The sequence below is a fragment of the Shewanella sp. genome (assembly GCF_048265805.1).
GTDB lineage: Bacteria > Pseudomonadota > Gammaproteobacteria > Enterobacterales > Shewanellaceae > Shewanella.
The window spans coordinates 132,209-155,312 of record NZ_JBLXAT010000008.1; the positions used below are offsets into that span (position 1 = coordinate 132,209).

Annotated in this window: 18 protein-coding genes; 15 read left to right on the forward strand and 3 right to left on the reverse strand. The window is 48.8% G+C overall.

Annotation, left to right across the window (positions count from 1 at the left end; all coding sequences use genetic code 11):
* Window positions 1–89: 89 nt before the first annotated feature.
* A complete protein-coding gene (locus tag ACN0TT_RS07955) occupies window positions 90–2,879 on the reverse strand; it encodes an insulinase family protein (RefSeq protein ID WP_417761610.1) in 2,790 nt (929 codons plus the stop codon).
* 171 nt (window positions 2,880–3,050) lie between these two features.
* On the opposite strand from ACN0TT_RS07955, the gene sixA reads away from it, so the two are divergent.
* Window positions 3,051–3,521, forward strand: coding sequence for a phosphohistidine phosphatase SixA (gene sixA / locus ACN0TT_RS07960; protein ID WP_417761611.1), 471 nt, complete (start codon window positions 3,051–3,053; stop codon window positions 3,519–3,521).
* A 123-nt stretch (window positions 3,522–3,644) separates the two neighbouring features.
* Here sixA and smrB read toward each other — a convergent pair whose 3' ends face one another.
* Entirely contained in the window at window positions 3,645–4,175 is a 531-nt protein-coding gene (gene smrB, locus ACN0TT_RS07965; RefSeq protein ID WP_417761612.1) for an endonuclease SmrB, read from the reverse strand.
* Between the two features lie 81 nt (window positions 4,176–4,256).
* On the opposite strand from smrB, the gene prmB reads away from it, so the two are divergent.
* The 5 genes from prmB to ACN0TT_RS07990 are packed head-to-tail and all read left to right on the forward strand — an operon-like array spanning window position 4,257 to window position 8,995.
* Entirely contained in the window at window positions 4,257–5,201 is a 945-nt protein-coding gene (prmB, locus tag ACN0TT_RS07970) for a 50S ribosomal protein L3 N(5)-glutamine methyltransferase (protein WP_417761613.1), read from the forward strand.
* A 38-nt stretch (window positions 5,202–5,239) separates the two neighbouring features.
* On the forward strand, window positions 5,240–6,334 hold the full coding sequence (gene aroC, locus ACN0TT_RS07975; RefSeq protein ID WP_417761614.1) for a chorismate synthase: 1,095 nt from the start codon (window positions 5,240–5,242) through the stop codon (window positions 6,332–6,334).
* Window positions 6,335–6,354: 20 nt separating this feature from the next.
* The gene (locus tag ACN0TT_RS07980; RefSeq protein WP_417761615.1) at window positions 6,355–7,539 is read left to right on the forward strand and encodes an MFS transporter; all 1,185 of its coding nucleotides are present in this window, start codon (window positions 6,355–6,357) and stop codon (window positions 7,537–7,539) included.
* A 49-nt stretch (window positions 7,540–7,588) separates the two neighbouring features.
* The gene (locus ACN0TT_RS07985) at window positions 7,589–8,725 is read left to right on the forward strand and encodes an ATP-NAD kinase family protein (protein WP_417761616.1); all 1,137 of its coding nucleotides are present in this window, start codon (window positions 7,589–7,591) and stop codon (window positions 8,723–8,725) included.
* Between the two features lie 3 nt (window positions 8,726–8,728).
* Entirely contained in the window at window positions 8,729–8,995 is a 267-nt protein-coding gene (locus ACN0TT_RS07990; RefSeq protein ID WP_417761617.1) for a YfcL family protein, read from the forward strand.
* A gap of 74 nt (window positions 8,996–9,069) precedes the next feature.
* Here ACN0TT_RS07990 and mnmC read toward each other — a convergent pair whose 3' ends face one another.
* Window positions 9,070–10,800 carry an FAD-dependent 5-carboxymethylaminomethyl-2-thiouridine(34) oxidoreductase MnmC gene (gene mnmC, locus ACN0TT_RS07995; RefSeq protein ID WP_417761618.1) on the reverse strand — a complete coding sequence of 577 codons (1,731 nt, stop codon included), beginning with the start codon at window positions 10,798–10,800 and terminating at the stop codon, window positions 9,070–9,072.
* A 311-nt stretch (window positions 10,801–11,111) separates the two neighbouring features.
* Between mnmC and fabB the strand changes: the two genes are divergently transcribed.
* From fabB to purF, 9 genes are all read left to right on the forward strand, one after another.
* Window positions 11,112–12,326 (forward strand): beta-ketoacyl-ACP synthase I, encoded by a 1,215-nt coding sequence (gene fabB / locus ACN0TT_RS08000; protein ID WP_417761619.1) that lies wholly within the window; start codon window positions 11,112–11,114, stop codon window positions 12,324–12,326.
* Between the two features lie 128 nt (window positions 12,327–12,454).
* On the forward strand, window positions 12,455–13,582 hold the full coding sequence (locus ACN0TT_RS08005; protein WP_417761620.1) for a 4-phosphoerythronate dehydrogenase: 1,128 nt from the start codon (window positions 12,455–12,457) through the stop codon (window positions 13,580–13,582).
* Window positions 13,583–14,599: an aspartate-semialdehyde dehydrogenase gene (locus tag ACN0TT_RS08010; RefSeq protein WP_417761621.1), complete on the forward strand. Its 1,017-nt coding sequence runs from the start codon at window positions 13,583–13,585 to the stop codon at window positions 14,597–14,599.
* A 176-nt stretch (window positions 14,600–14,775) separates the two neighbouring features.
* A complete protein-coding gene (locus tag ACN0TT_RS08015) occupies window positions 14,776–17,850 on the forward strand; it encodes a FimV/HubP family polar landmark protein (RefSeq protein ID WP_417761622.1) in 3,075 nt (1,024 codons plus the stop codon).
* Window positions 17,851–18,031: 181 nt separating this feature from the next.
* On the forward strand, window positions 18,032–18,817 hold the full coding sequence (gene truA, locus ACN0TT_RS08020) for a tRNA pseudouridine(38-40) synthase TruA (RefSeq protein ID WP_417761623.1): 786 nt from the start codon (window positions 18,032–18,034) through the stop codon (window positions 18,815–18,817).
* Between the two features lie 24 nt (window positions 18,818–18,841).
* The gene (gene folC, locus ACN0TT_RS08025) at window positions 18,842–20,140 is read left to right on the forward strand and encodes a bifunctional tetrahydrofolate synthase/dihydrofolate synthase (protein ID WP_417761624.1); all 1,299 of its coding nucleotides are present in this window, start codon (window positions 18,842–18,844) and stop codon (window positions 20,138–20,140) included.
* Window positions 20,141–20,145: 5 nt separating this feature from the next.
* Window positions 20,146–20,772, forward strand: a complete 627-nt coding sequence (locus ACN0TT_RS08030) for an SPOR domain-containing protein (protein WP_417761625.1) — start codon at window positions 20,146–20,148, stop codon at window positions 20,770–20,772.
* 106 nt (window positions 20,773–20,878) lie between these two features.
* On the forward strand, window positions 20,879–21,367 hold the full coding sequence (locus ACN0TT_RS08035; RefSeq protein ID WP_417761626.1) for a CvpA family protein: 489 nt from the start codon (window positions 20,879–20,881) through the stop codon (window positions 21,365–21,367).
* Between the two features lie 39 nt (window positions 21,368–21,406).
* Window positions 21,407–22,921, forward strand: coding sequence for an amidophosphoribosyltransferase (purF, locus tag ACN0TT_RS08040; RefSeq protein WP_417761627.1), 1,515 nt, complete (start codon window positions 21,407–21,409; stop codon window positions 22,919–22,921).
* Window positions 22,922–23,104 lie beyond the last annotated feature (183 nt).

The window sequence follows — 23,104 nt, forward strand, 5'->3', positions numbered from 1 at the left end:
TTGTCAAAAGTAAACGTTTAGATAACATAAGAAACTGTTTAGTTTGATACTTTTATCTCCATTTTTCGTTGTCAATTCCGGCGTTCTGGCTAAAAATCGAAATTGTTGCTGGTCTGCTTAAATGCACGAAGATCATTGATAGCTTTGCCATCTGGTGTCCTGCCATTATCTTGGTGTTGTTCTCCTGTACTAAATAGCACCAGTCGGTCTGCTGCTTTAGTGCGCATTTTTTGCATCATAAATTTAATCAAATCCGCACGAGTCAGTTGGCTAATTTCTGATACCACCAGTTCTCGCTGGTTAAATTGATAGTCTTTGTTACCAATGCTGACCCAATAACGCTGGCTACGTGTTTTTAGGTTGGCATCGTGCTCCATCACTTGATTGACCAATCCCTCTTTAGTGCTTTCCCACTGGGTGTTGGTGATCTGCATAACGGCGTAATTAAAATCAGCGATGAATTGATCGATAATTTCTAGCAGCTGTGTCGGGCCTGCTACGGGAGATTGCACATAAAAAATAATACCTGGATGGCGATTCAACGGCAGATACCCCGTGCCCAGCATGTAGCCCAGTTGTTTTTCGGTACGTAATTCGTGGAAGAAAGGCGATGACATCGTATGGTTCAGCAAACTGAATAATGCCATTTCGGCTGGCGTTGCATTTTCAGATTGGTAGTACACGATAATCGCACTATCTTGATGATTAATATCCAGTTCGCGGAGTAGGGTGCCGCGCCCTGCTAAGTTAACGAGCTCACGGCTTGATTCGCTGGTTGGCGAGGTAACTAACGACAGAATATGGCGTAATTTCTTGGATAACGTCTTGGCTTCGCTTGCCAGCCAGTCGCCATAGACCAATCCCTCAAGATAAATTTTTTCAAAGAAAGCTTCTACGTGCTGCTGTAAATCGTCAAACGAGCATTCTTCAAGTTGTAAGGCCATTTTTTGCGGATCATAACCCCGTTGTTGCAGCGTTACGGTCAGGGCGGTAAACAGTTGTGAAATCGGTTTAGATTGAGCGTGGTTGTACCAACTGCGCAATAGCTGTGATTTCATATTTTGAAATCTTTCTGCGGAAAATTGGGCGCGTTTGGCTTTTTCTATCAATACTGCGAGCAGTTTTTCTTGCTGGCCAGTATAGCCTGTAAGATGTAGCGTGATGCCGCCTTGATGGGGATAGATGTTATAACTTAAGCCTGCAACTTCAGCGGCATAGGTATATTCGGCCAGATGATCGAGCAGTAATTCCACATAGAGACGAGTGAGCGCGGCATGACGCGCGCTTTTGGCTGCTTCCGCTGAATCAAGTGATAGATAAAGATGGCCTTTTGGCACATTAAACTCGTTGTCCTTTTTGTGCCAAATACGAAAACCTGCACCTTCAGCAACGATTACTGGTACGTCCGTAACATCTTGTTCATGTCGCACCAAACTATCTGCCACAATAAAGGGGTTGGCGGCAGGTAAGTGCATTCCTGTTGGGATTTTGGGCCTACGCCATCTGCGTAGCAGGTCGCTATCGATGTCGTTAACGGCGTAAGGCGTGTCGTACCAATCCGCTTGTTGATCCGCAGGGAGATCGCTGGCCACTAACTGCAGCCGCATATTTTCTGGTGTCATCAATGCCAGCATCTGCTGTATCAGTGCTACATCAAAGCGCTGCATCATGTAATCACCCCACATCGCATCTTCGGGTGCGAAGTGATGTAAGTTCATGCTGAGATGGCTCGCCAAATCCATCGCTTTAACTTGTTCTTGGTAGCGGAACGACAGTGCTAGCAAGTTTTTGCGTTCTTGGTAGCGCCACGCTTCGATGCCTTGGGTGGCAATTAACTGTATATAAGCAAAGCAGGCGTTTACCACGTCTTGATAATGCAGCAGGCCTTTTTCAGTCAACTGCACACTGATGTTGTATTCCTTAAAGTTATAACCTTGAATGCCGCCACCGGCAGATAAGTTCACCGCCAATCCTTTGTTTTTCAACCACGATAACAAACTGCCTTCTGACTCATTACCAAGCAGGTGACTAATAAAGGTCAGCGGTTTTTGACGATACTGGCCGCTAATCGATGGAATACTAAAACTGATGCCTAATTTCTTTTGCTCTTTAAGTGGCAAAATAGTGATCAATTTACCCAGTTCGTTTTCGCTCAGTAGTGGCGTATCGGGGTAGTTCTTTTGCAACGTCTTGTGAGGAATAAGGGCAAAGTATTGATGGGCGAGTACTTCCAATTCATCAAGCGACTGTGGACCTACTAGGCACAATGTCATCAGCTCTGCGCTGTAGTGTGTGCGATAGAAATCAACCAGTTCTGCTCTGAGTTGCTGTGGTTCACCAGCTAATGTTTGTAGGTTGCCGACAGAAAATTTTGAAAAAGGATGGGCAGGATTAACCGTTTCTTTCAGCACTTGATAGACACGGCGGATATCGTCTTTCTGCTTAAGCCGAAACTCAGATTCAATCGCATGACGCTCACGGTCTACCAACTCTTCATTGAACAGCGGTGCAATAAAAAATTGACTGAAGCGGTCTAGCGCTTCTGGATAGACTTCTGCCGCCACTGAAAAGAAAAAGTTGGTGTGCTCAGTTCCCGTCCAAGCATTATTGTTGCCACCATAATTATTGATGAACTCAAGGAAACTGCTGGCGTCAGGATATTTCTCTGTGCCCAAAAACAGCATGTGTTCGAGAAAGTGCGCCATACCGGGACGTTCAACCGGATCATCAAAATGGCCCACGTTGACCGCAACAGAGGCGGCTGCTTGGCTGGCATCACTATCACTTACGAGCATCACTTTCATGCCATTGGATAAGCAAATAAAGCGATAGCCTCGTGGATCGTTCGGGCTGGTAATAACGTCGTTAATTGGCGTCAAAAGTCAAATCTCAGTCACATGCAATGCCTATTATAATGGAGCCGAATCAGCCGCTTGGCAAATGAAGCTAGTGCATTAAACCACCAAAAAGTAAACAACGGTTGTTCCCGCAGGAGAAAAGACTACAATAAGCGGTCATAATAAAAACAGAACGTCAGCAGTGAGTGGTATATGCAGCTATTTTTAATGCGGCACGGGGAAGCAGAACATCATGCGCGTAGCGATCGAGAACGTGCATTGACAGACGCTGGTGTGCATCATTCCGGCATGATGAGTGAGTGGCTTAAGAATAGTACTACCGAGTTTGACTTGGTGTTAGTCAGTCCCTATTTGCGTGCCATGCAAACGTGGAATGAAGTCGCTACCCATTTTGTGACACCGAAAAAGGTGAAAGTGCTGGACGAGTTAGTACCCGCGGCAGATCCTGATATGTCGTCGCGTTTAGTGTTAGCCTATGCCGAGCAATTTAAAGCGCATAATGTCTTGGTGGTATCTCACATGCCGTTGTTGGGTTATATGGTGAGTGAACTTGTACCAGGAATTGAACCGCCGTTATTTGCGACGTCTTCTGTTGCCATGATTGATTTTATGGGCAAACACGCATCGCTCATGTGGCAACAATCACCGCACGGTATTGCTTAATCGGATTTGGCCTGATTGCCAGCCATTGATGGTCAGCGTAGCAATAAGCTATCAATAGCAGTTAAAAAAAGCGCCTATTACGGGCGCTTTTTCATATCTATTTTTCACCAGGTTGTATTGTTATCAACGCTTATGCGGATGGTCACCAACATCAATCAACACCAGCAACGCGGCATCGCCACCCCATTCTTTATTCGCTTGATGAAACGCTTTTACGTCGGGATGTTGTGCTAACCACAACGGCAGTTGTTGCTTGAGTATACCTGTGCCATGGCCGTGCATTACACAACAGCAGGGGGCGTGTTCGCGAACGCAAGCTTGGATAACGGCGGCAATTTCCCGTTTAGCTTCCGCTTGGCGCATCCCATGTAAGTCTAATAAATACTCAGGTATGTAGTCACCACGACGCAGCCTTTTAACTTCCACCGCTTCGGTGTCCTCTCTATGCCAGCGCATCGGCCCTTCGCTGGGCAGCAACGGTTGATAGATATCGGAAAAGGTCACATCTGCTTGTTTACGAGCTTTGTGGTCGACAATCTGTCTGCGGGATTTTTTGGGCGGCCGAAAGTGCAGCGTGTCTTGCTGTAATGGCTTGACTCCGCGCAATAATTTGGCAAATTCGGCTTCGCCATTGTCATCGGATTCTTCGTTCATGGCGGCATTTTATTGAATTCTGTTCCTTCTGAACAGAGTTCAGTTACAATGGGGCGGTTATGAGCATCCCGGAGTGGTATTTTGGACAAGATTTTTGTTGATGAAGCAGTCACAGAGCTGCGCACCGTTGCTGACATGTTACGTTGGGCGGTGAGTCGTTTTAACGACGCAGGGATTTATTATGGTCATGGAACCGACAATGCGTGGGATGAAGCGATTTCATTAGTATTCCATTCTCTGCATCTGCCAGAGGAGATCGGCCCACAAGTGCTGCATGCCAATCTTACCAGCAGCGAAAAACATAAAATTGTCGAGCTGATTATTTGCCGCGTTCGTGAACGTATCCCCGTTCCTTATCTTACCCATCGAGCAACCTTTGCTGGTTTAGAGTTCTACGTTGATGAGCGGGTATTGGTACCTCGCTCACCAATAGCAGAGATGATTGAAAATCAATTCAGTCCATGGTTGTACAACAAGCCAGTGAATCGTGTATTGGATCTGTGTACCGGCAGTGCGTGTATTGCTATTGGTTGTGCTTACGCCTTTGACGATGCCGAAGTGGATGCTTTGGACATTAGCGAAGACGCGTTAGAAGTCGCACAAATCAATATTGAGACACTCGGCGTGATGGATCGTGTTTATCCAATGCAATCTGATCTGTTTTCTGCTTTGCCAAAAGGCCCTCAGTATGACTTGATTGTGTCTAATCCGCCTTATGTGGATGCTGAAGATATCGCTGACATGCCAGATGAATATCACCATGAGCCTGAAATCGGCTTAGCCTCGGGCTTTGATGGCTTAGATTTGACCAAGCGGATTCTGGCAAATGCGGCAGATTACCTTACCGAAAATGGTTTGTTGGTCGTCGAAGTGGGCAACTCGATGGTGCACTTGATGGAACAATATCCAGATGTGCCATTTACATGGGTCAGCTTTGAACGCGGCGGCGATGGCGTATTTGTGTTAAGTCGCGATCAATTGATTGAACACCAAGCGGCATTTGCCGCATATCGCGATAGCGAGTAATTCATAAAGCAATATAGATAGAGGGGTGGAGTAGCTAGATGTCAGGAAACAGCATTGGTCAAAATTTTGTAGTAACCACGTTTGGAGAAAGTCATGGTGTAGCCCTTGGCTGCATTATTGATGGATGTCCACCAGGGCTTGAATTGACCGAAGCTGATATGCAGTACGATCTTGATCGTCGCCGCCCCGGCACTTCGCGTCACACCACTGCGCGTCGTGAGCCAGATGAAGTGAAAATTTTGTCTGGCGTCTTCGAAGGCAAAACCACCGGCACCTCTATCGGTTTGCTGATCAATAACACCGATCAACGCAGTCAAGATTACTCCAACATCAAAGACCAATTCCGCCCCGGTCATGCCGATTATACTTATCAGCAAAAGTACGGTACGCGTGATTATCGCGGTGGCGGCCGTTCATCTGCCCGGGAAACAGCAATGCGTGTTGCCGCTGGTGCGGTCGCGAAGAAATACCTTAAAAGTCATTTTGGGGTAGAGATCCGCGGTTACCTGTCACAGCTTGGCCCTATTATCGCTGAAACTATCGACTTCGATCAGATCGAACAGAACGACTTTTTCTTTCCCGATGCTAGCAAAGTTGAGCAACTGGATAGCTACATGCGTGACTTGCGTAAAGCGCACGATTCTATTGGCGCCAAAGTTTCCGTAGTAGCAACTAATGTCCCTGTCGGTCTAGGTGAGCCAGTATTTGATCGGCTTGATGCCGATATTGCCCATGCTTTGATGGGGATTAATGCGGTTAAAGGGGTTGAGATTGGCGATGGCTTTGCTGTGGTGACTCAAAAAGGCTCGGAACATCGCGATTTAATGTCGCCTGCAGGTTTTGCTTCTAACCATGCTGGCGGCGTTTTGGGCGGCATCTCCTCTGGTCAACCGATTGTGGCGCATATGGCGTTAAAGCCAACATCCAGTATTAGCATTCCTGGTGAAACTATCACTGTGCAAGGGGAAACCACCGAGGTGGTCACCAAAGGTCGGCATGACCCATGTGTCGGTATTCGTGCCGTGCCAATTGCTGAAGCGATGTTGGCAATTGTATTGCTTGATCATCTGCTGCGTCACCGCGCCCAAAACTTTGATGTGAACAGCCCAACACCTGTGCTGGGAATGCGTTAACTCTTAATAGCTAACTCACTATGACAAACCTATTCACTACCGGAGGACCATTGCGATGGCTCTCCGGTTGTTATTTTTTCTATTTCGCCATTCTCGGTGCGTTAATCCCTTATCTAGGCGTGTTTTTCGAACATCGTGGTTTCGATGCCGCAGAAATCGGCTTTTTGATGGCGATTTTCATGGGCACACGTATTGTCGCGCCTAATATCTGGGCGATGGTGGCCGACCGACGAGGGCTGCGTGCTGAACTGGTCAAACTCGGTAGTTTTACCGCTGCTGTTGGCTATTTAAGCTTTTTCTATAAAGGTGGCTTTTGGTACCTAGCGGCTAGTCTGACGTTCTATACCTTTTTCTGGAATGCGATTCTGGCGCAGGTAGAAGTACTGACATTGGATACGCTTGGCAAAAATGCCCACCGATACGGCTCTATCCGCAGTTACGGCAGCGTTGGTTACATTATCTGGGTAGTGATTACTGGCTGGTTGGTGAATCAATGGGGCGCCGAAATGGTGTTGTGGGTCGGTTTAGCGCTATTCATCGGATTATTTATCTGTTCAGCACCACTGCCATCCAGCAAAGCGCTGAGTTCTGCCGATACCGCTAAGCCGAAAACGCCGCTGGTGTTTAACCGTGCCATCGTATTGTTTTTACTGTCCGCGTTGTTACTGCAAGCGAGCGTTGGGCCATTTTACGGCTTTTTCGTGCTGTATTTGAAAAAAGTCGGTTACAGCGAGACGGTGTCCGGTGTGTTTGTTGCTATGGGCGCCTTTGCCGAAATCTTTATGTTTATGGTGGTGCCAAAACTTCTGCGCCAATTCAACCTGAAAACGCTAATGATGTTTAGCATGTTGATGACGGCGATTCGTTGGTGTTTAGTGGCAACCATGCCGGAACATGTCGGCGCCTTGGTTGTTAGCCAAATTTTGCATGCGTTTACCTTTGGCTTAGTGCATGCTGCGTCGATCCAATTTGTGCACCGCAATTTTGCTAAAGAGCACGCCAGTAAGGGCCAAGCGCTGTATGCCAGCATGAGCTTTGGTTTAGGCGGGGCAATAGGTAACTGGATCAGCGGCCATATATGGGGCGACGGTAGCGGCGCCGCATCGGTGTGGCTGTTTTCGGCGGGCTGTGCGCTAGCGGCGATGGTGGTGGTGTATTTTATTCCGACATCTGCTTGTAAAGTGGAAACTGCCGCGGCGGATTAACGGCGGTAACAGCTTCTTAAGGTCGCTGACAACGAGTGAAGGATGAGCAATGAAGCAACAAGGCAAATTTCGCTTAGGACTAATTATCAATCCACTGGCTGGACTTGGTGGTAGCGTCGCGCTTAAAGGCAGTGACGGCGTAGCCGAGGAAGCATTCGCTCGCGGCGCAGAAGCCAAGGCGCCGCAGCGAGCAGCGCAAGCATTATCGGCGTTGTTGCCATTCGCCGACGAGGTAGAGTTGTTTACCGCCGCTGGCGAACTTGGCGAGCGAGTGGCGACTGAACTCGGTTTTCGCTCACATGTACTTTATCGCGGTACAACACTAGTAACCACGTCAGCGGATACCATTGCGGCAGTTAAAGCATTTGCCGCAGAGGCGTTGGATTTGCTGCTGTTTGTCGGCGGCGACGGTACCGCGCGCGATGTTTACAGCGTGGTCGATGAGCAGCAAGTGGTACTCGGTGTTCCCGCTGGGGTGAAAATTCACTCTGGCGTTTATGCCATTACGCCGCATGCCGCCGGTAAAGTGCTTGAGTTACTGATGAAAGGCGAGTTAGTCAGCTTGATGGAAGCAGACGTAATGGACATTGATGAAGTGGCGTTTCGTGCCGGAACGGTCAAGGCTCGCCGCTTTGGCGAAATGCGTGTACCCGCTGAGCCGCGTTATATTCAAGCGGTCAAAATGGGGGGGCGTGAGGTCGATGAGTTGGTGTTGGCAGATATTGCCGCCGAGGTTATCGACCAGATGGAAGATGAGTTGTTTATCATGGGCTCAGGTTCAACCGTTGCGGCAATTATGGAAGATTTATGTCTACCTAACAGCTTGTTGGGGGTGGATTTAGTGCAAGATAAACAGCTGATAGCCAGCGATCTCACCGCCAAACAGCTATTGGAAGCGAGCAAAGATCAACCAACCAAATTGGTGATCACGCTAATTGGTGGGCAAGGGCATATCCTTGGTCGCGGTAACCAACAGCTATCGCCAGCGCTAATCCGCCAAATTGGTAAAGACAACATCATCATCGTGGCGACTAAAACCAAACTTAAAGCACTTGAAGGTCGGCCACTAATCGTGGATAGTGGCGACCCAGAATTAGATGCCGAGCTGTGCGGCTATTATCGAATTGTGACCGGATACCGGGATTACGTCATGTACCGGGTTGCCAATCCGGATTTAGCGGAGTGACACATGTTGGAACATTATGAGCAACGGCTCGAACAGTGGATTAGCGAGATTGTAGTAACTGGCGATGATGATGCCCTGTTTGCTAGCGGTTACCTACAAGGCCATTTCGCGGTGGTGTTATCAGAGCTTGAAGTAGAAGACGACCACAGCTTGGTGGCGCTGGAGGCTAAAATGCAAGACTGCTTGAAGCTGGCGGCCAAAGAGCTGGAAGACCATGACTATCGCTTGGTCGCGGATGCGTGGCAATCGTTACACGCTAAGCTGGCGTAGAAAAAGTCCCATGTGATGTGCATTTCGCTGGGGCTTTTTTGTATCTGTCAGCAATTAAACGCTGGCAGATGGCGCTAGTTTTGGATGGCGCGGCCTTTTAGCAGTTTGCGCATCCACATGCGGTTCGGGTTCAACGCTTCCAGCACCTGTTGATTCACTGGCATGGGTAAACGTAATAATTCACAGGCGAGAATCTCTGCCGCGAGCGGGCCACTGCAAATCCCTCGTGAACCTAATCCCGCCAATAGGTACAATCCCTCAATCACTGGAGCAGCGTTGTGTTGCCAGTAATCAATGCTTTCTGGCGTCGGTCCAAGTGCTTCTGCTTGCGCAAAAATAGCCTCGGCGTCGGGCGCCGCGCCAACCATAGGCAGATGGTCTCGCGTTACCATTCGCACGCCAGCACGCGCTTTGTTGCCGATCTCAATACGCTCAACCCAATGGTGATCAGGGTAACTCAAGCGCATTTTATCTAGGTTGTCTTGCTGCTCACTCGCACGGATTTCGATACTGCGGTCGCCCTTAAGATAAGTGGCGCCCAAACAATGTTGCTGTTGCCACTGTGGTGTTAGATAGCCTTTAGCACACAATACCGTCTTTAATTGACATAACTCGGCGGTGGTATTGATTTCGCTAACTTGGCCGCGAAATGGCGAAATAGGCAGGTTGGCGGTTTGCGCTAATTGGGTTACCCCAGCACCGTTAGCTAGCACCAATTGCTTAAATGGGCCGAAACTTTGTTGGCCACTGTGCAATAGCCACCCATCGGTGCGCTGCTCAATTCGTTCAATGTGGCAATTCGCGGTAAATTCACATAGTCCAGTTGCCGCGGCCTGACGTATCGTGGCTTGACATAACTGCTGCGGACATACCCAGCCCGCGAGTGGATAGTAGAGCGCCTGTTCGTTCAATTCGATGCCAGCAATTTGTGAAGCGGTGGTACTGTCTATTTGCGTTAATAGTTCTTGCGGCCAAGGTTGGCCGACAAAAATTTTATCGAGCCGTTGTCTACTACGCTCATCAAATCCGGTTTGGATCACTCCGCAAAAATCATAGGCGAGGGAAGGTTCAGCGCTAGCCAAAGCGGTAATTTGCGCGCGGCTAAATTCAAAACCTTGCACGAAGAAGTCATTTTGTACCGAACTTTCTGGGGTCAATAGTGGATAAAGCGCACCTTGGCGGTTACCGCTGGCTGCTTCTCCCGCTTCTGCTTCCGCACAAAACACGTGAGTCGATTGACCTTTTTGGGCGAGCGATAACGCTAACTGACTACCGGCGACGCCCGCACCAATAATGGCGACCGCTTGCTGCGCAGTGGTTACAGTTGCTGCTGTATATACGGGAAACGGTAGGCGTTGTTGCTGTTGTTGATGTCGTAGGGCGGCGCGCTCACTGGTCGCAATGGTGTCGTTAATGGCAACGACGTTATCTGCGTTAGCAAGCTGCAATCCTGCCGTCATCAATTTGTGGCTTAATACGTCGTCAATACTATTGAGTTCGACACGGGCAGTGATGGTACTCATCGCTGCCATCTGCCAAATACAGGCTTGGCTCAAAGCCGTAGCACTTTCATCGAGGTACCAATAGTCGATAAAAGGTTCAGCGAACACTTGTTGTGTTAATGGTGTTTGGCTAAGGTGGCCGTGTATTTCCAGATAAAAATGCTCGTCAACAAAGCGTTGCCCGTTACTCAGTGCCATACTGGTCATTTGTTGCAGCGCGTGGGCGAGTTGCAAAGCGCTGCCCGTTAAATTGGGCAGTATCGCGCTAACTCGTTGACGGAGTTGCGCCTGCAGTTCGGCCATGGGGATTTCTTTTGCTGATAAAAACAGCAATATATTGGGTGCTTGCCCCATGTCGGCATGGTTAATTTGCTTAAAAATTGACTCAAGCGAGTGAATGCCGCAGAAAGCGTGAGTCAAAAATGTGCGGATGTTTTTGAATGTTTGCACTGTAACTACCGGAAATTTAAAGGGCTATATATGACTTTGACGTCGTAAATAGGCATCATTTTAGCCTGAGTCATGGAAAGCTGACCACTTGTCGAGAGTAAAACAGCTAACATTGCGTCAGCAAAATTTGAATGTACACAATTGTACGGAATGGATAGTAAAACATGAAAAGAGTCGTGATCACCGGAATTGGCGTCGTATCAAGTATCGGTAATAACAAACAAGAAGTGACTGAATCATTACGTGAAGGCCGCAGTGGTATTACGCATTCAGCCCAGTTTGAAGAGATGCAACTGCGTAGTCAGGTCTGGGGAAACGTTAAACTCGATCCATCTGAGCTGATTGATCGTAAAGCATTACGTTTCATGGGCGATGCAGCTGCTTATGCTTACCTCGCAATGCAAGAAGCGATTGCTGATGCCAATCTGACCGAAGAACAGTATTCACATCCTCGCGTAGGGTTAATTGCTGGTTCAGGTGGTGCATCTTCTGCCAACCAAGTACAAGCGGCAGATACTTTGCGTACCAAAGGCGTTAAACGTATTGGCCCTTACATTGTGCCTCGCATCATGTCGAGCACCGCCAGCGCCTGTTTGGCCACCCCATTTAAAATTAAAGGCATGAACTACTCTATCAGTTCTGCTTGTGCTACCAGTGCCCACTGTATCGGCCACGCCGTTGAGTTGATCCAAATGGGTAAACAAGACATGGTATTTGCCGGTGGTGCTGAAGAGATCAACTGGACATCGACCATGGGCTTTGACGCTATGGGTGCTCTGTCATTCAAATATAACGACACGCCAGAAAAAGCGTCTCGGACTTACGATGCCGACCGTGATGGTTTCGTGATCTCTGGCGGCGGCGGTATGGTTGTGGTTGAAGAGTTGGAACACGCACTGGCTCGTGGCGCCAAAATCTATGCAGAAGTGGTAGGTTATGGCGCATCTTCAGACGGCTATGACATGGTAGCGCCAAGCGGCGAAGGTGCCGTGCGCTGTATGCAGATGGCGATGCAAGACGTAGATACCCCAATCGACTACATCAACGCTCATGGTACTTCTACTCCAGTAGGTGACGTGCGTGAGTTGGAGGCGATTAAAGAAGTCTTCGGTGACAAAGTGCCGCCAATCGCCTCAACTAAGTCGATGACTGGCCACGCACTGGGTGCTGCAGGTGTACACGAAGCTATCTACAGCTTGATCATGTTGGAAAGTGGCTTTATTGCCCCATCAATCAACATCGACACCTTAGATGAAGCGGCTGTTGGTATGCCAATCGTACGTGAATACCGCGACGCGGCATTGACCACCGTAATGAGCAACAGCTTTGGTTTCGGTGGTACTAACGCCACATTGGTGATGCGTAAGTATCAAGACTAATCATTAGTTGCTGTTTTAAGAAGGAAGCTGCGGCTTCCTTTTTTATTGCCTAAAGCTAATCAAGCGGGGACATTGATCACCGTCCTTGATAAGATGCCGCTCCACTTTAGTAAATTCTGTAACGCCTCATGAAATTGGTGGTTGATGAAAACATGCCGTATGTTCGCGAATTGTTTGCGGATTTCGGTGACATTGTCGCGGTCAATGGCCGTCATCTTTCGGCAGAACAAGTACGCGATGCCGATGTGTTATTAGTGCGTTCTGTAACGCAGGTTAACCAAGCGCTGTTAGCCCAAAACACCCAATTGAAGTTTGTCGGTAGCGCTACTATTGGTACCGATCATATCGACCAAGACTATCTTGCCTCACGCAACATTCCATTTGCTAGTGCACCGGGTTGTAATGCCACCTCGGTGGGCGAATATGTATTTAATGCCTTATTAGAATTGGCCGAAAAATACGGTGCCGAACTGCGCCATAAAACGGTAGGTATTGTTGGCGCAGGTAATACGGGCTCTGCCGTAGCTCGCTGCCTGAATGCTTGGGGCGTCAAAGTGATGCTGTGTGATCCGCCACTGCAGCGCAACGGTGATAGCCGCGAATTTTGTTCACTTGATATGCTGATAGAACAGGCTGATGCGCTGACGTTCCATGTGCCAATTACTCATGATGGTGCTGATGCAACCTTTCATCTGCTTGATGCCGAAAAGGTTAGCCGTTTGAAAGCCGATATGTGGTTGATTAACGTCAGTCGCGGAGAGGTGATTGATAACCACGCGCTACTGGCTCGACAACAGTCACAGCCACTACCCGTGGTATTAGATGTGTGGGAAGGGGAGCCAACACCTTTGGCCGCGTTGGTACCGTTGGTCGATATCGCCACACCGCATATTGCGGGTTATAGCCTTGAAGGCAAAGCGTTGGGCACCTTTATGTTGTATCAACGCTTATGCGAGCTGTTAGGTCGCTCAGTGGATAAATCACTCACGGATCTGCTGCCTACCGCATGGTATCAACAGCTTAGTCTAAGCGAAATGCCGGAGCAAACGGCGTTGTTACGACTCTGTCGTTTTGTTTACGATTTGCGCGATGATGACCGTCAATTCCGGAAAATTCATCAAATTCCTGATGGATTTGACAATATGAGAAAAAATCATCGCCATCGAAGAGAATTCAGTGCGCTAGCTCTGGTAAATACTGACGGTTCTGAGGTAGATTGTCTCACTAAACTAGGTTTTGCAGGAGTCGTTCGGTAAATGTCGCAGGAATATAATGTTGTAGTTTTAGGTGCTTCCGGTGCTGTGGGCCAAACCATGATTGAGGTTTTGGAACAGCGTAACTTTCCGGTAGCCAAATTGTTCCCGTTAGCTAGCAGTAGAAGCGCTGGTAACACGGTAACCTTCCACGGTAAGCAGGTAGAAATTCTCGACGTGGAAACCTTCGACTGGACGCAAGCACAAATCGGTTTCTTCTCGGCAGGTGGTGACGTTTCAGCTAAATGGGCACCCATTGCCGGTGATGCAGGTTGTGTGGTTATCGATAACACCTCAAACTTCCGTTACGATGCTGATATTCCGTTAGTTGTGCCAGAAGTGAATCCACACGCGATTGCGGATTTCCGTAACCGCAACATCATCGCTAACCCAAACTGTTCAACCATTCAGATGCTGGTAGCGTTGAAACCCATTTATGACAATTTTGGTATCAGTCGCATCAACGTTGCCACTTATCAATCGGTATCGGGTACAGGTAAAAAAGCGATTGAAGAGTTAGCAACGCAAAGTGCCAAGTTGCTGCAAGGTTTACCATCAGAACCTAAGGTTTATCCAAAACAGATCGCCTTCAACGTGTTGCCACATATCGATAAATTTATGGATAACGGTTACACCAAAGAAGAGATGAAAATGGTTTGGGAAACCCAAAAAATCTTCGGCGATAACTCGATTTTGGTGAACCCAACCGCAGCCCGTGTGCCAGTATTTTATGGTCACTCTGAAGCCGTACACATCGAAACGCTACAACCGGTAGATGCTGCAGCTGTCAAAGCCGTATTGCGCGATGCGCCTGGTGTGGTGTTGTTTGAAGATGATGACGATTATCCAACTGCAGCGACTAACGCTGCTGGGGAAGATCCGGTATTTGTTGGCCGTATCCGTAAAGATATTTCGCACGAGTATGGTATCAACCTGTGGATCGTCTCGGACAATATCCGCAAAGGCGCGGCGCTTAACAGCGTACAAATTGGCGAGTTGTTAATCCGCGATTATTTTTAAAGCTATTGATTTTGCTCAATATGTGATTAAAGCCTGCATTGTGCAGGCTTTTTTTGTTTTGCAATTGTGAACAGTAGCAGGGCAGTGATTTCTGGTTTATAGTAAACCCAATAAATACAAATGCCTAACGCCCGCAGTTTATGGGCGATCATCAGCGCTTAGAAAGGGAATAGTGGATGAACTTTCGCACTTCTTACTTGGTGGGCCTGGCAGCGATTTGTTCCGCAGCTGCTGTACCGGTTCTTGTGCCACAGGCTCAAAGTGAGGTTCTAAAGGTTACTGGTCCTAATGGAGAAACTCGCCAGCAAGTTCGGCAGTATGGACCAACATCAGTTAGTGACACATTTTGGAGTATCGCTCAGAAAGTTCGACCTGACGATAGCATTTCCATTTATCAAGTGATGGCGGCCATTTTTGAGGCCAACCCACAAGCTTTTACCAGTAACAACTACAACAGCCTTGAACGTGGCATGATTTTGCTGATCCCATCAAGAGAAGTGATGGCCGCAATTCCGGTGAACCTCGCTCGCAAACGCGCTGAACAAGATGATAAAAACTGGAATCAACCAAGCACAGCAGCCCCCCAAAAAACCGCTAAGCCTGCATCTAAACCTGTAACTGCTGCGGTAACCGCACCTAAAGAAACCGCCACACCTACGCCGGAGGTCAAAGCGGCAGAGCCGGTCGTTGAGCCTCCGAAAGCGAATGCTGAACTCGAAGCGCTGCGGCAGGAAAACCAACAGCTAAAAAACCAAGTTGCTGATTTGCAACAATCGTTGGCATCTTCTGAATCACAACGTGAAGCACTACAGCTACAAAATAAGTCACTGGATGAACGCTTTGCTCAAATCGACGCCGAGTTGGCTGATACCAAGCTGCAATTAGCCCGTTTAAAAGAGGAGTTCGCCGCACAGGCTGCCGCCGCTGAACAAAAAGCCGCTGCTGAAACGCCAGCGCCAACGGTGGAAATGCCAAGCGATACTTGGCGGAATTTAATGGACAACCCATTACTGTTGGGCGCCATTACCGGCGGACCAGCATTATTATTACTGTTGGCTCTGTGGTTCTTCCTTCGTCGCCGCCGTGCTGCCGCTGAGGCCGAAGCCCATCGCGAACCTTTAGCAACTAGTGCTGCCGCCCCTGTGTCAGCGTTAGCGACTGAGCTAGATGACGACGATGAAACAGCCATTCATTTAGATGATGATGAACAACACGATTCGTTAGATTCACTGCTTGATGTCGATAATATCGATCTGCAACCAGAGGTGGACCTCGGCACTGATGATCAGATGGCGATGGCGCAGGAGATGTTTGTTGATAATGGCGAACCAAGTGACGACGCTGAGCTACTAGCGGCCGACGAAGGACAATCTTTGGATGACCTTTGGGCTGAAGCGATGGGCGAGCAAGAACCCGCACCGTCGGCGAAGGGCGCAGACAGAGACGATTTTGATTCATTATTGGACGGTGTGGATAATGAACCATCGGTGCAACAATCATTACCTGATGATGTTGCCGCTGTTTTAGAACAAGATTTCGGCAGCGATACCGATGCGAATGACGAACTGTTGGCTGAGTTAGATGCGGAGTTAGGCGTTGATAATGACAGCAATCTTGATGCTGATGCCTTACTCGCAGAAATTGAAGATGATTTAGTGGATACCAAACCACAAGAAGAATCGCTGTCAGAACATACTATCGACGCAGATGAATTATTGGCAGAGTTTGCTGAATCCGCACCTGCTGAGCGTGACGATGTTACGGCGGATGTGGTCGATGATAGTCAAGATGATGCCGCTACGGCTAAGCCGACCGCTAAGGCTGATGATTTAGACTTAGATGAAGATATCAGCGCCGCGATTGCCGCAGAGCTCGAGCAGGATGACGATGACGAGTTAATGTTAGATCCGGATGCGTTACTGGCAGAACTGGAAGCCGAACCGCAACCGGAAGATCTTTCAGAGGAAATCGCCGCTGAACTTAAAGATGAAACGTTAGCTGATACTGAACTCGCTGATGAGTTAGATCCTGATGCATTACTGGCAGAGTTGCAGGCTGAGCCACAACCAGAAGACCTCTCTGAGGAAATTGCTGCCGAGCTTGAAGATGAAACGTTAGCTGCGTCTGCGTCGGTTGCTGAATTAGACCCTGATGCGTTGCTTGCCGAGCTTGAAACGCCAGAAGATCTGTCTGACGCTATTGCTGCAGAATTGGCGGATGAGGATGACGCCGCTACTGGCGAAGATACGGCAGACTTCTTAGACGCCGATGCTTTATTGGCCGAACTTGAAGCAGGCGACTCAACGTTGCAACTTGAAGACGATGAAGCCACTGGTGATGCACCAAGCGAATATGACGAATTGGACGCCGATGCTTTATTGGCTGAACTTGAAGCAGGCGACTCAACATTGCAACTTGAAGACGATGACGCCGCTGATGATGCACCAAGTGAATATGACGAATTGGACGCTGATGACTTATTAGCCGAGTTGCCACAAGACCGCTCAGTCGCTGATCAACCAGTTGATGCAGACGAAGACGAGCAGACGTTTGATTTCTCCCTGGAAGACGAACTCTCCAACACCGCAGATGATGAAAACCTCGACAACCTATTAGCAGAGTTGTCGGAAGAGGAAGAGAAAAAATCTAAAGCGAACAAGGACAGTGGCTTCTTTAACGACCTGAAAGCGTCACCCAAAGCCAGTAGCAGCGCACTTGCTGATGACGATCTCACATCATTGAGTGACGACGAGTTGTTAAAGCAGTTCTCGGTTGATGCGCCGGATGCGGACAGCGATGACGATAGCTTTGAGTTAACGCTGGATGACGACGACCCAGCAGAAGCTCCTCGGCTCACCGTTGATGAAGCGTTAGCCGCGCTTGATTCTGAAGAGCTGGCTAAGCGTCCGGTGAAACCTGTGTCTGATATCGATTTGGCCGCATTCCAGAAAGAGAATGGTTATATTGATATCGATCGGCTACTCAATGACGCTAGTGAATCGGAAAGCGATAGCGATCCGTACCAATCGCGCGATGTTGATGTGGGGGATATCGATTCGCTGATGGGCGATACGGCGATGGTTGATGTAGATGATGAAGAAAACTCTGTCAACGCTAAGCTTGATTTGGCTCGCGCTTACATAGAAATTGATGATAGCGATAGTGCCAAAGTGTTACTGCAAGAGGTGCAAGCTGATGGTAATGCCCGTCAGCAAGAAGAAGCCGCTAACTTGCTCAGAGACATTAGCTAATCAGCCTAACTGATAACGGCACCGCAAGGTGCCGTTTTTGTTGGTATGTCAGCTATGCCGATTGCGGCTAACACCGTAGCTCAGATGACTGCTGCGAGTTTCAGCGCTTCGGCGGATTTACAGCGGTTTCAGCTGGATGATTGTGATAGAATCCGCCACCTTAGATTGAATGGGGGAGTGTATGCGGATTGCATTAGGCGTCGAATATGACGGCAATGGTTTTTTTGGCTGGCAACGACAAAACGAAGTTGACTCAGTGCAAGGGCAGTTGGAGCGCGTGTTGTCACAGATCGCCAACGAGCCGATTGAACTGCAGTGTGCTGGCCGCACCGATGCGGGCGTACATGCGACTGGCCAAGTCGTGCACTTTGATACCAATGCGGTGCGTAACGTTGGGGCTTGGACCATGGGCGTTAACGCCAACCTTCCCGATAATATTGCAGTGCGTTGGGCGCAAGAGGTTGATGACGAATTTCACGCGCGTTTCTCTGCGACTGCTCGCCGCTATCGCTACATCATCTTCAATCATAACTATCGACCAGGTATTTTGCGCCGCGGCGTGAGCCACTATCACGGCGAATTAGATGAGCAGAAAATGCATCATGCTGCACAACAGTTGATTGGCGAGCATGACTTTACTAGTTTCCGCGCGGTGCAATGTCAGTCTCGTACGCCATTTCGGAATGTGCATCGCGTTGATGTGATCCGTCGTGGTAACTTCGTTATCGTCGATATTTCTGCGAATGCTTTTTTGCATCACATGGTGCGTAACATCGTGGGCTCATTGCTTGAAGTTGGCTACGGCAATAAGCCTGAAGCGTGGATTGCTGAGGTGCTGGCAGAGAAAGACCGTACCAAGGCGGCAGCAACTGCTAAACCGCATGGCTTGTATCTGGTTGATGTGACTTATCCTGAGTCGTTCAACTTGCCACAGCCACCATTAGGGCCACTTTTCCTCGATATTTAATCTGGTAGTAATAGGAATATTGTCATGACTAAGCCAGCTGCTGAACATCTGCAAGCACCCCCTCTGAATGCCACCATTGACGTGTGGCTTGATTATCAGCTCGCGTTGCATTCCATTGAGATCGATATGGGGCTTAGTCGCGTTACACAGGTGGCTGAGCGATTGCAGTTATTGCACAGCGACAGCAAGGTGATAACTGTCGGTGGCACCAACGGTAAAGGCACCACATGCCGTATGCTAGAAGAGATCCTATTAGCGGCTGGTTATTCTGTTGGAGTGTACAGCTCGCCGCATTTATTGCATTACAACGAACGTATTCGTATCAACCACCAGAACGTCAATGACACTGACATTGTTGCCGCCTTTGAACAGATTGAAGCGGTGCGCGGTGATATCTCGTTAACTTTCTTCGAATTTGGCACCTTAGCGGCGTTATTGCTGTTTAAACTGCAACGGCCAGATGTGGTGATCCTTGAGGTCGGCTTAGGTGGTCGCCTTGATGCCACCAACATTATTGATGCCGATATCAGTGCCATTACGGCAGTAGACCTCGACCACCAAGCGTTTCTCGGCAACACCCGTGAACAGGTGGGTTACGAAAAAGCAGGCATCTGTCGCCAAGACCGCCCGTTGATTGTTGGTGAACCTAACATGCCGGAGACGGTTGCTGCGGTGGCGGCAGACAAAGGCGCCCAGCTTAAACGGGTAGGGCATGAGTTCAGCTATCAAGTCGATCATCAACAATGGCAGTTTAACGGCGCAAACTGGCACCTGAGCGGATTGCCTGTGCCGCAACTGCCATTACCTAATGCGGCCACGACCTTGGCGATACTGGAACAGTTACTGCCAGACTTGCCGGAAAAGGCGATTCATAGCGGTTTACAAACCGCTACCTTGGTTGGTCGTATGGAGCAATTGAGTCAGCATCCGTTAGTCGTCCTCGATGTGGCACATAACCCGCATGCGGCGCGTTATCTGGTCACTAAGTTAGCCGAGCTGAGAAAACAGCGTTCGGCTCGCAGTCGCTGCTATGCTATTTGTGGCATGCTCAAAGACAAAGATATTCACAGCGTGTTGGAGATAGTTGCTCCCGTCGTCGACGCTTGGTCGTTGGTGAGTATTCATAATGAGCGGGGCGCCAGTGCCGACATGTTGCAGCAAGCATTACCTGCTGGCCAACAGACCACACAATTTGAGGATTTTTCGACAGCTTGGCACACACTTGCCGCCAATGTTAGCCAAGAAGATGTGGTAATCGTGTTTGGCTCCTTTTACACTGTGTCTGGTTTTAAAGAAGTTGTGCAAACTATCGGAAAGGAATAGAGATTTTGGCAACACAGTTTCACAATCGTTTGGTGGGTACCATTGTTATCGCCGCACTTGGCGTCATTTTTTTACCGGATATTTTAGACGGCAAAAAATCGCTTAAGCCCGAACAGTTTGCGGAGATCCCGTTGCGGCCAGAAACCGTAGCATTGCAGCCTGACCCGCAAGTGGAAAAAGTGTTAGACGAACCTCAATCACCGCAACAACCCATTTCTACGGCGGATGACAGCGTTGAAACCGCCACGGTTGCCGCGGCAGAAACAGTAAAAAGCACCGAGGCAGCCACGCAAACGGAACAACCTGAGCCAAAGGCCACCGCTGCTGTTAGCGAAAAACCGAAAGATCCACCTAAACCCACACCAACCGTCGCAACTAAACCCCAAGTGGCATGGACATTACAGCTTGGTGCTTTTAGTAACGCGGCTAACGTGAAAGGCCTAGTGGCTAAGTTGCGTAAAGCCGGGTTTGCGGCCTACACCTTGCCATCAACGCCAGTTGACGGAAAGCTGACTCGTGTGTTCGTTGGCCCCGAAGTGTCGCTCGATAAACTCCAAACTCAACAACAAAAAGTGGAGTCACTTACCTCATTGAAAGGTAAGGTGATCCGTTTCAATTCATTAGAACATTGAGTCAATGACGTTTTTCAGAACAATAATTTCTGAATGTGGGGGTGAGAATGCACTCGCTCTCTGGTAGAATCGCGCCGTTCTCAATCATTGCTGGACACTTCTACCCATGGTTTGGATAGATTACGCCATCATTATCATCATCGGGCTATCGACGCTGGTCAGTTTGATCCGTGGCTTTGCTAAAGAAGCTATGTCGTTAGTCGTCTGGTTTGCTGCCTTTTTTATCGCTAGTCAGTTTTATCAGGAACTTGCTGCCTATATCACGCAAATTAACGACGAAATGCTACGCAACGGTGTTGCGGTAGCGCTGCTGTTTGTTGCGACATTGATAGTGGGCGCCATTGTTAATTACTTGATTGGACAACTGGTGTCCAAAACAGGTCTGACAGGCACTGACCGTGTGCTAGGCCTATGTTTTGGTGCTATTCGAGGCGCGCTGATAGTGAGCGCTTTGCTCTTTTTTATGGATGCTTTTACTGGCGCCCCCAAAACAGATTGGTGGCAGGCATCGGTGTTAGTGCCAGAATTTGGAACGGTGATCCAGTGGTTCTTCCACTACTTGGAAAACACCTCCAGCTTTGTACCCCAAATATAAAAAGATAATTCGAACATCTTAATACGAGGAAACTTACCCATGTGTGGTATCGTCGGAATAGTTGGCCGCTCAACGGTTAATCAAACCATTTATGATGCATTAACTGTGTTACAGCATCGTGGCCAGGATGCGGCGGGTATTGTGACCGTAGACGAGCGCGCATTTCGTTTGCGCAAAGCCAACGGCCTAGTCAAAGATGTGTTTGAACCTAAACACATGCAGCGCCTTCAAGGCAATGCAGGTATCGGCCACTGCCGTTATCCAACGGCTGGTAGCTCAAGTGCTTCAGAAGCACAGCCTTTCTATGTGAATTCCCCGTTCGGGATCTCGTTGGCACACAACGGAAACCTGACTAATACAGTACAACTGGCTGAAGGCCTGTTGCAAAAACGTCGCCACGTAAACACGACTTCTGACTCGGAAGTGCTGTTAAACCTACTGGCTGACGAAATCGATAAGACAGACAGTGCTAAATTATCTCCTGATGAAGTGTTTGACGCCGTAGCGCGTGTACACGACCAAGCGCGCGGTGCCTATGCGGTAGTGGCTATGATTGTTGGCAACGGCCTGCTTGCATTCCGCGATCCATTTGGTATCCGTCCACTGATTTTAGGTAAACACGAAACCGCTAACGGTACTGAGTACATGGTGGCCTCAGAAAGCGTAGCGCTGGATGCGGTAGGTTTTGAAGTGATCCGCGACGTAGCACCTGGTGAAGCGATCTATGTGACACTAGACGGTGAACTATTTACCCGTCAGTGTGCGCAATCTCCTGTTTATAGCCCATGTATTTTTGAGTTCGTGTACTTTGCCCGTCCAGATTCAACCATCGACAAAGTGTCGGTTTATGCTAGCCGCGTAAACATGGGTACCAAACTCGGTGAAAAGATCAAAAAAGAATGGTACGACCATGATATCGACGTGGTTATCCCCATCCCTGAAACGTCAGTGGATGTGGCATTAGAAATCGCGCGCACCATGGATCTGCCATACCGCCAAGGTTTTGTGAAAAACCGTTATATCGGCCGCACTTTTATCATGCCGGGGCAGCAGCAGCGCCGTAAATCTGTACGCCGTAAACTGAACGCCATCAACGCGGAGTTTAAAGATAAAAACGTGCTGTTGGTGGATGACTCGATCGTCCGTGGTACCACATCAGAACAGATTATCGAAATGGCCCGCGAAGCTGGTGCGAAGAAAGTATACTTTGCCTCAGCCGCGCCAGAAATCCGCTTCCCGAACGTTTACGGCATCGACATGCCAACCTCTAATGAGTTGATCGCTTACGGCCGCGACTCAGATGAGATTGCTAAGTTGATTGGTGCCGACGGTATCATCTTCCAAAACTTGGATGATTTGGTTGATGCAGTGCGTATAGAAAACCCAGATATCAAACGCTTTGAAACCTCGGTGTTTGATGGACACTACATCACTAAAGATGTTGACCAAAGCTATCTGGATCACTTAACGCAACTGCGTAACGATGACGCCAAAGCTAACCGCAACCGCGACATCGGCACCAACCTAGAGATGCACAACGAAGGCCATCCATAGGCCGATTCAGTGTTATCGCATTTAAAGATTGAAAAGCAGCGCTCAGGCGCTGCTTTTTTGTTTGCCCAGCGAAGCTGGCAAACCCGTCAGGTTGAAAGAAACCTGAATCGCCCCGACTGAGGGGAAGATAATCCGAATGGCAAGGGCGTTGCGGGCTAACGGCAAGGTCTGAAGGAAGCCATA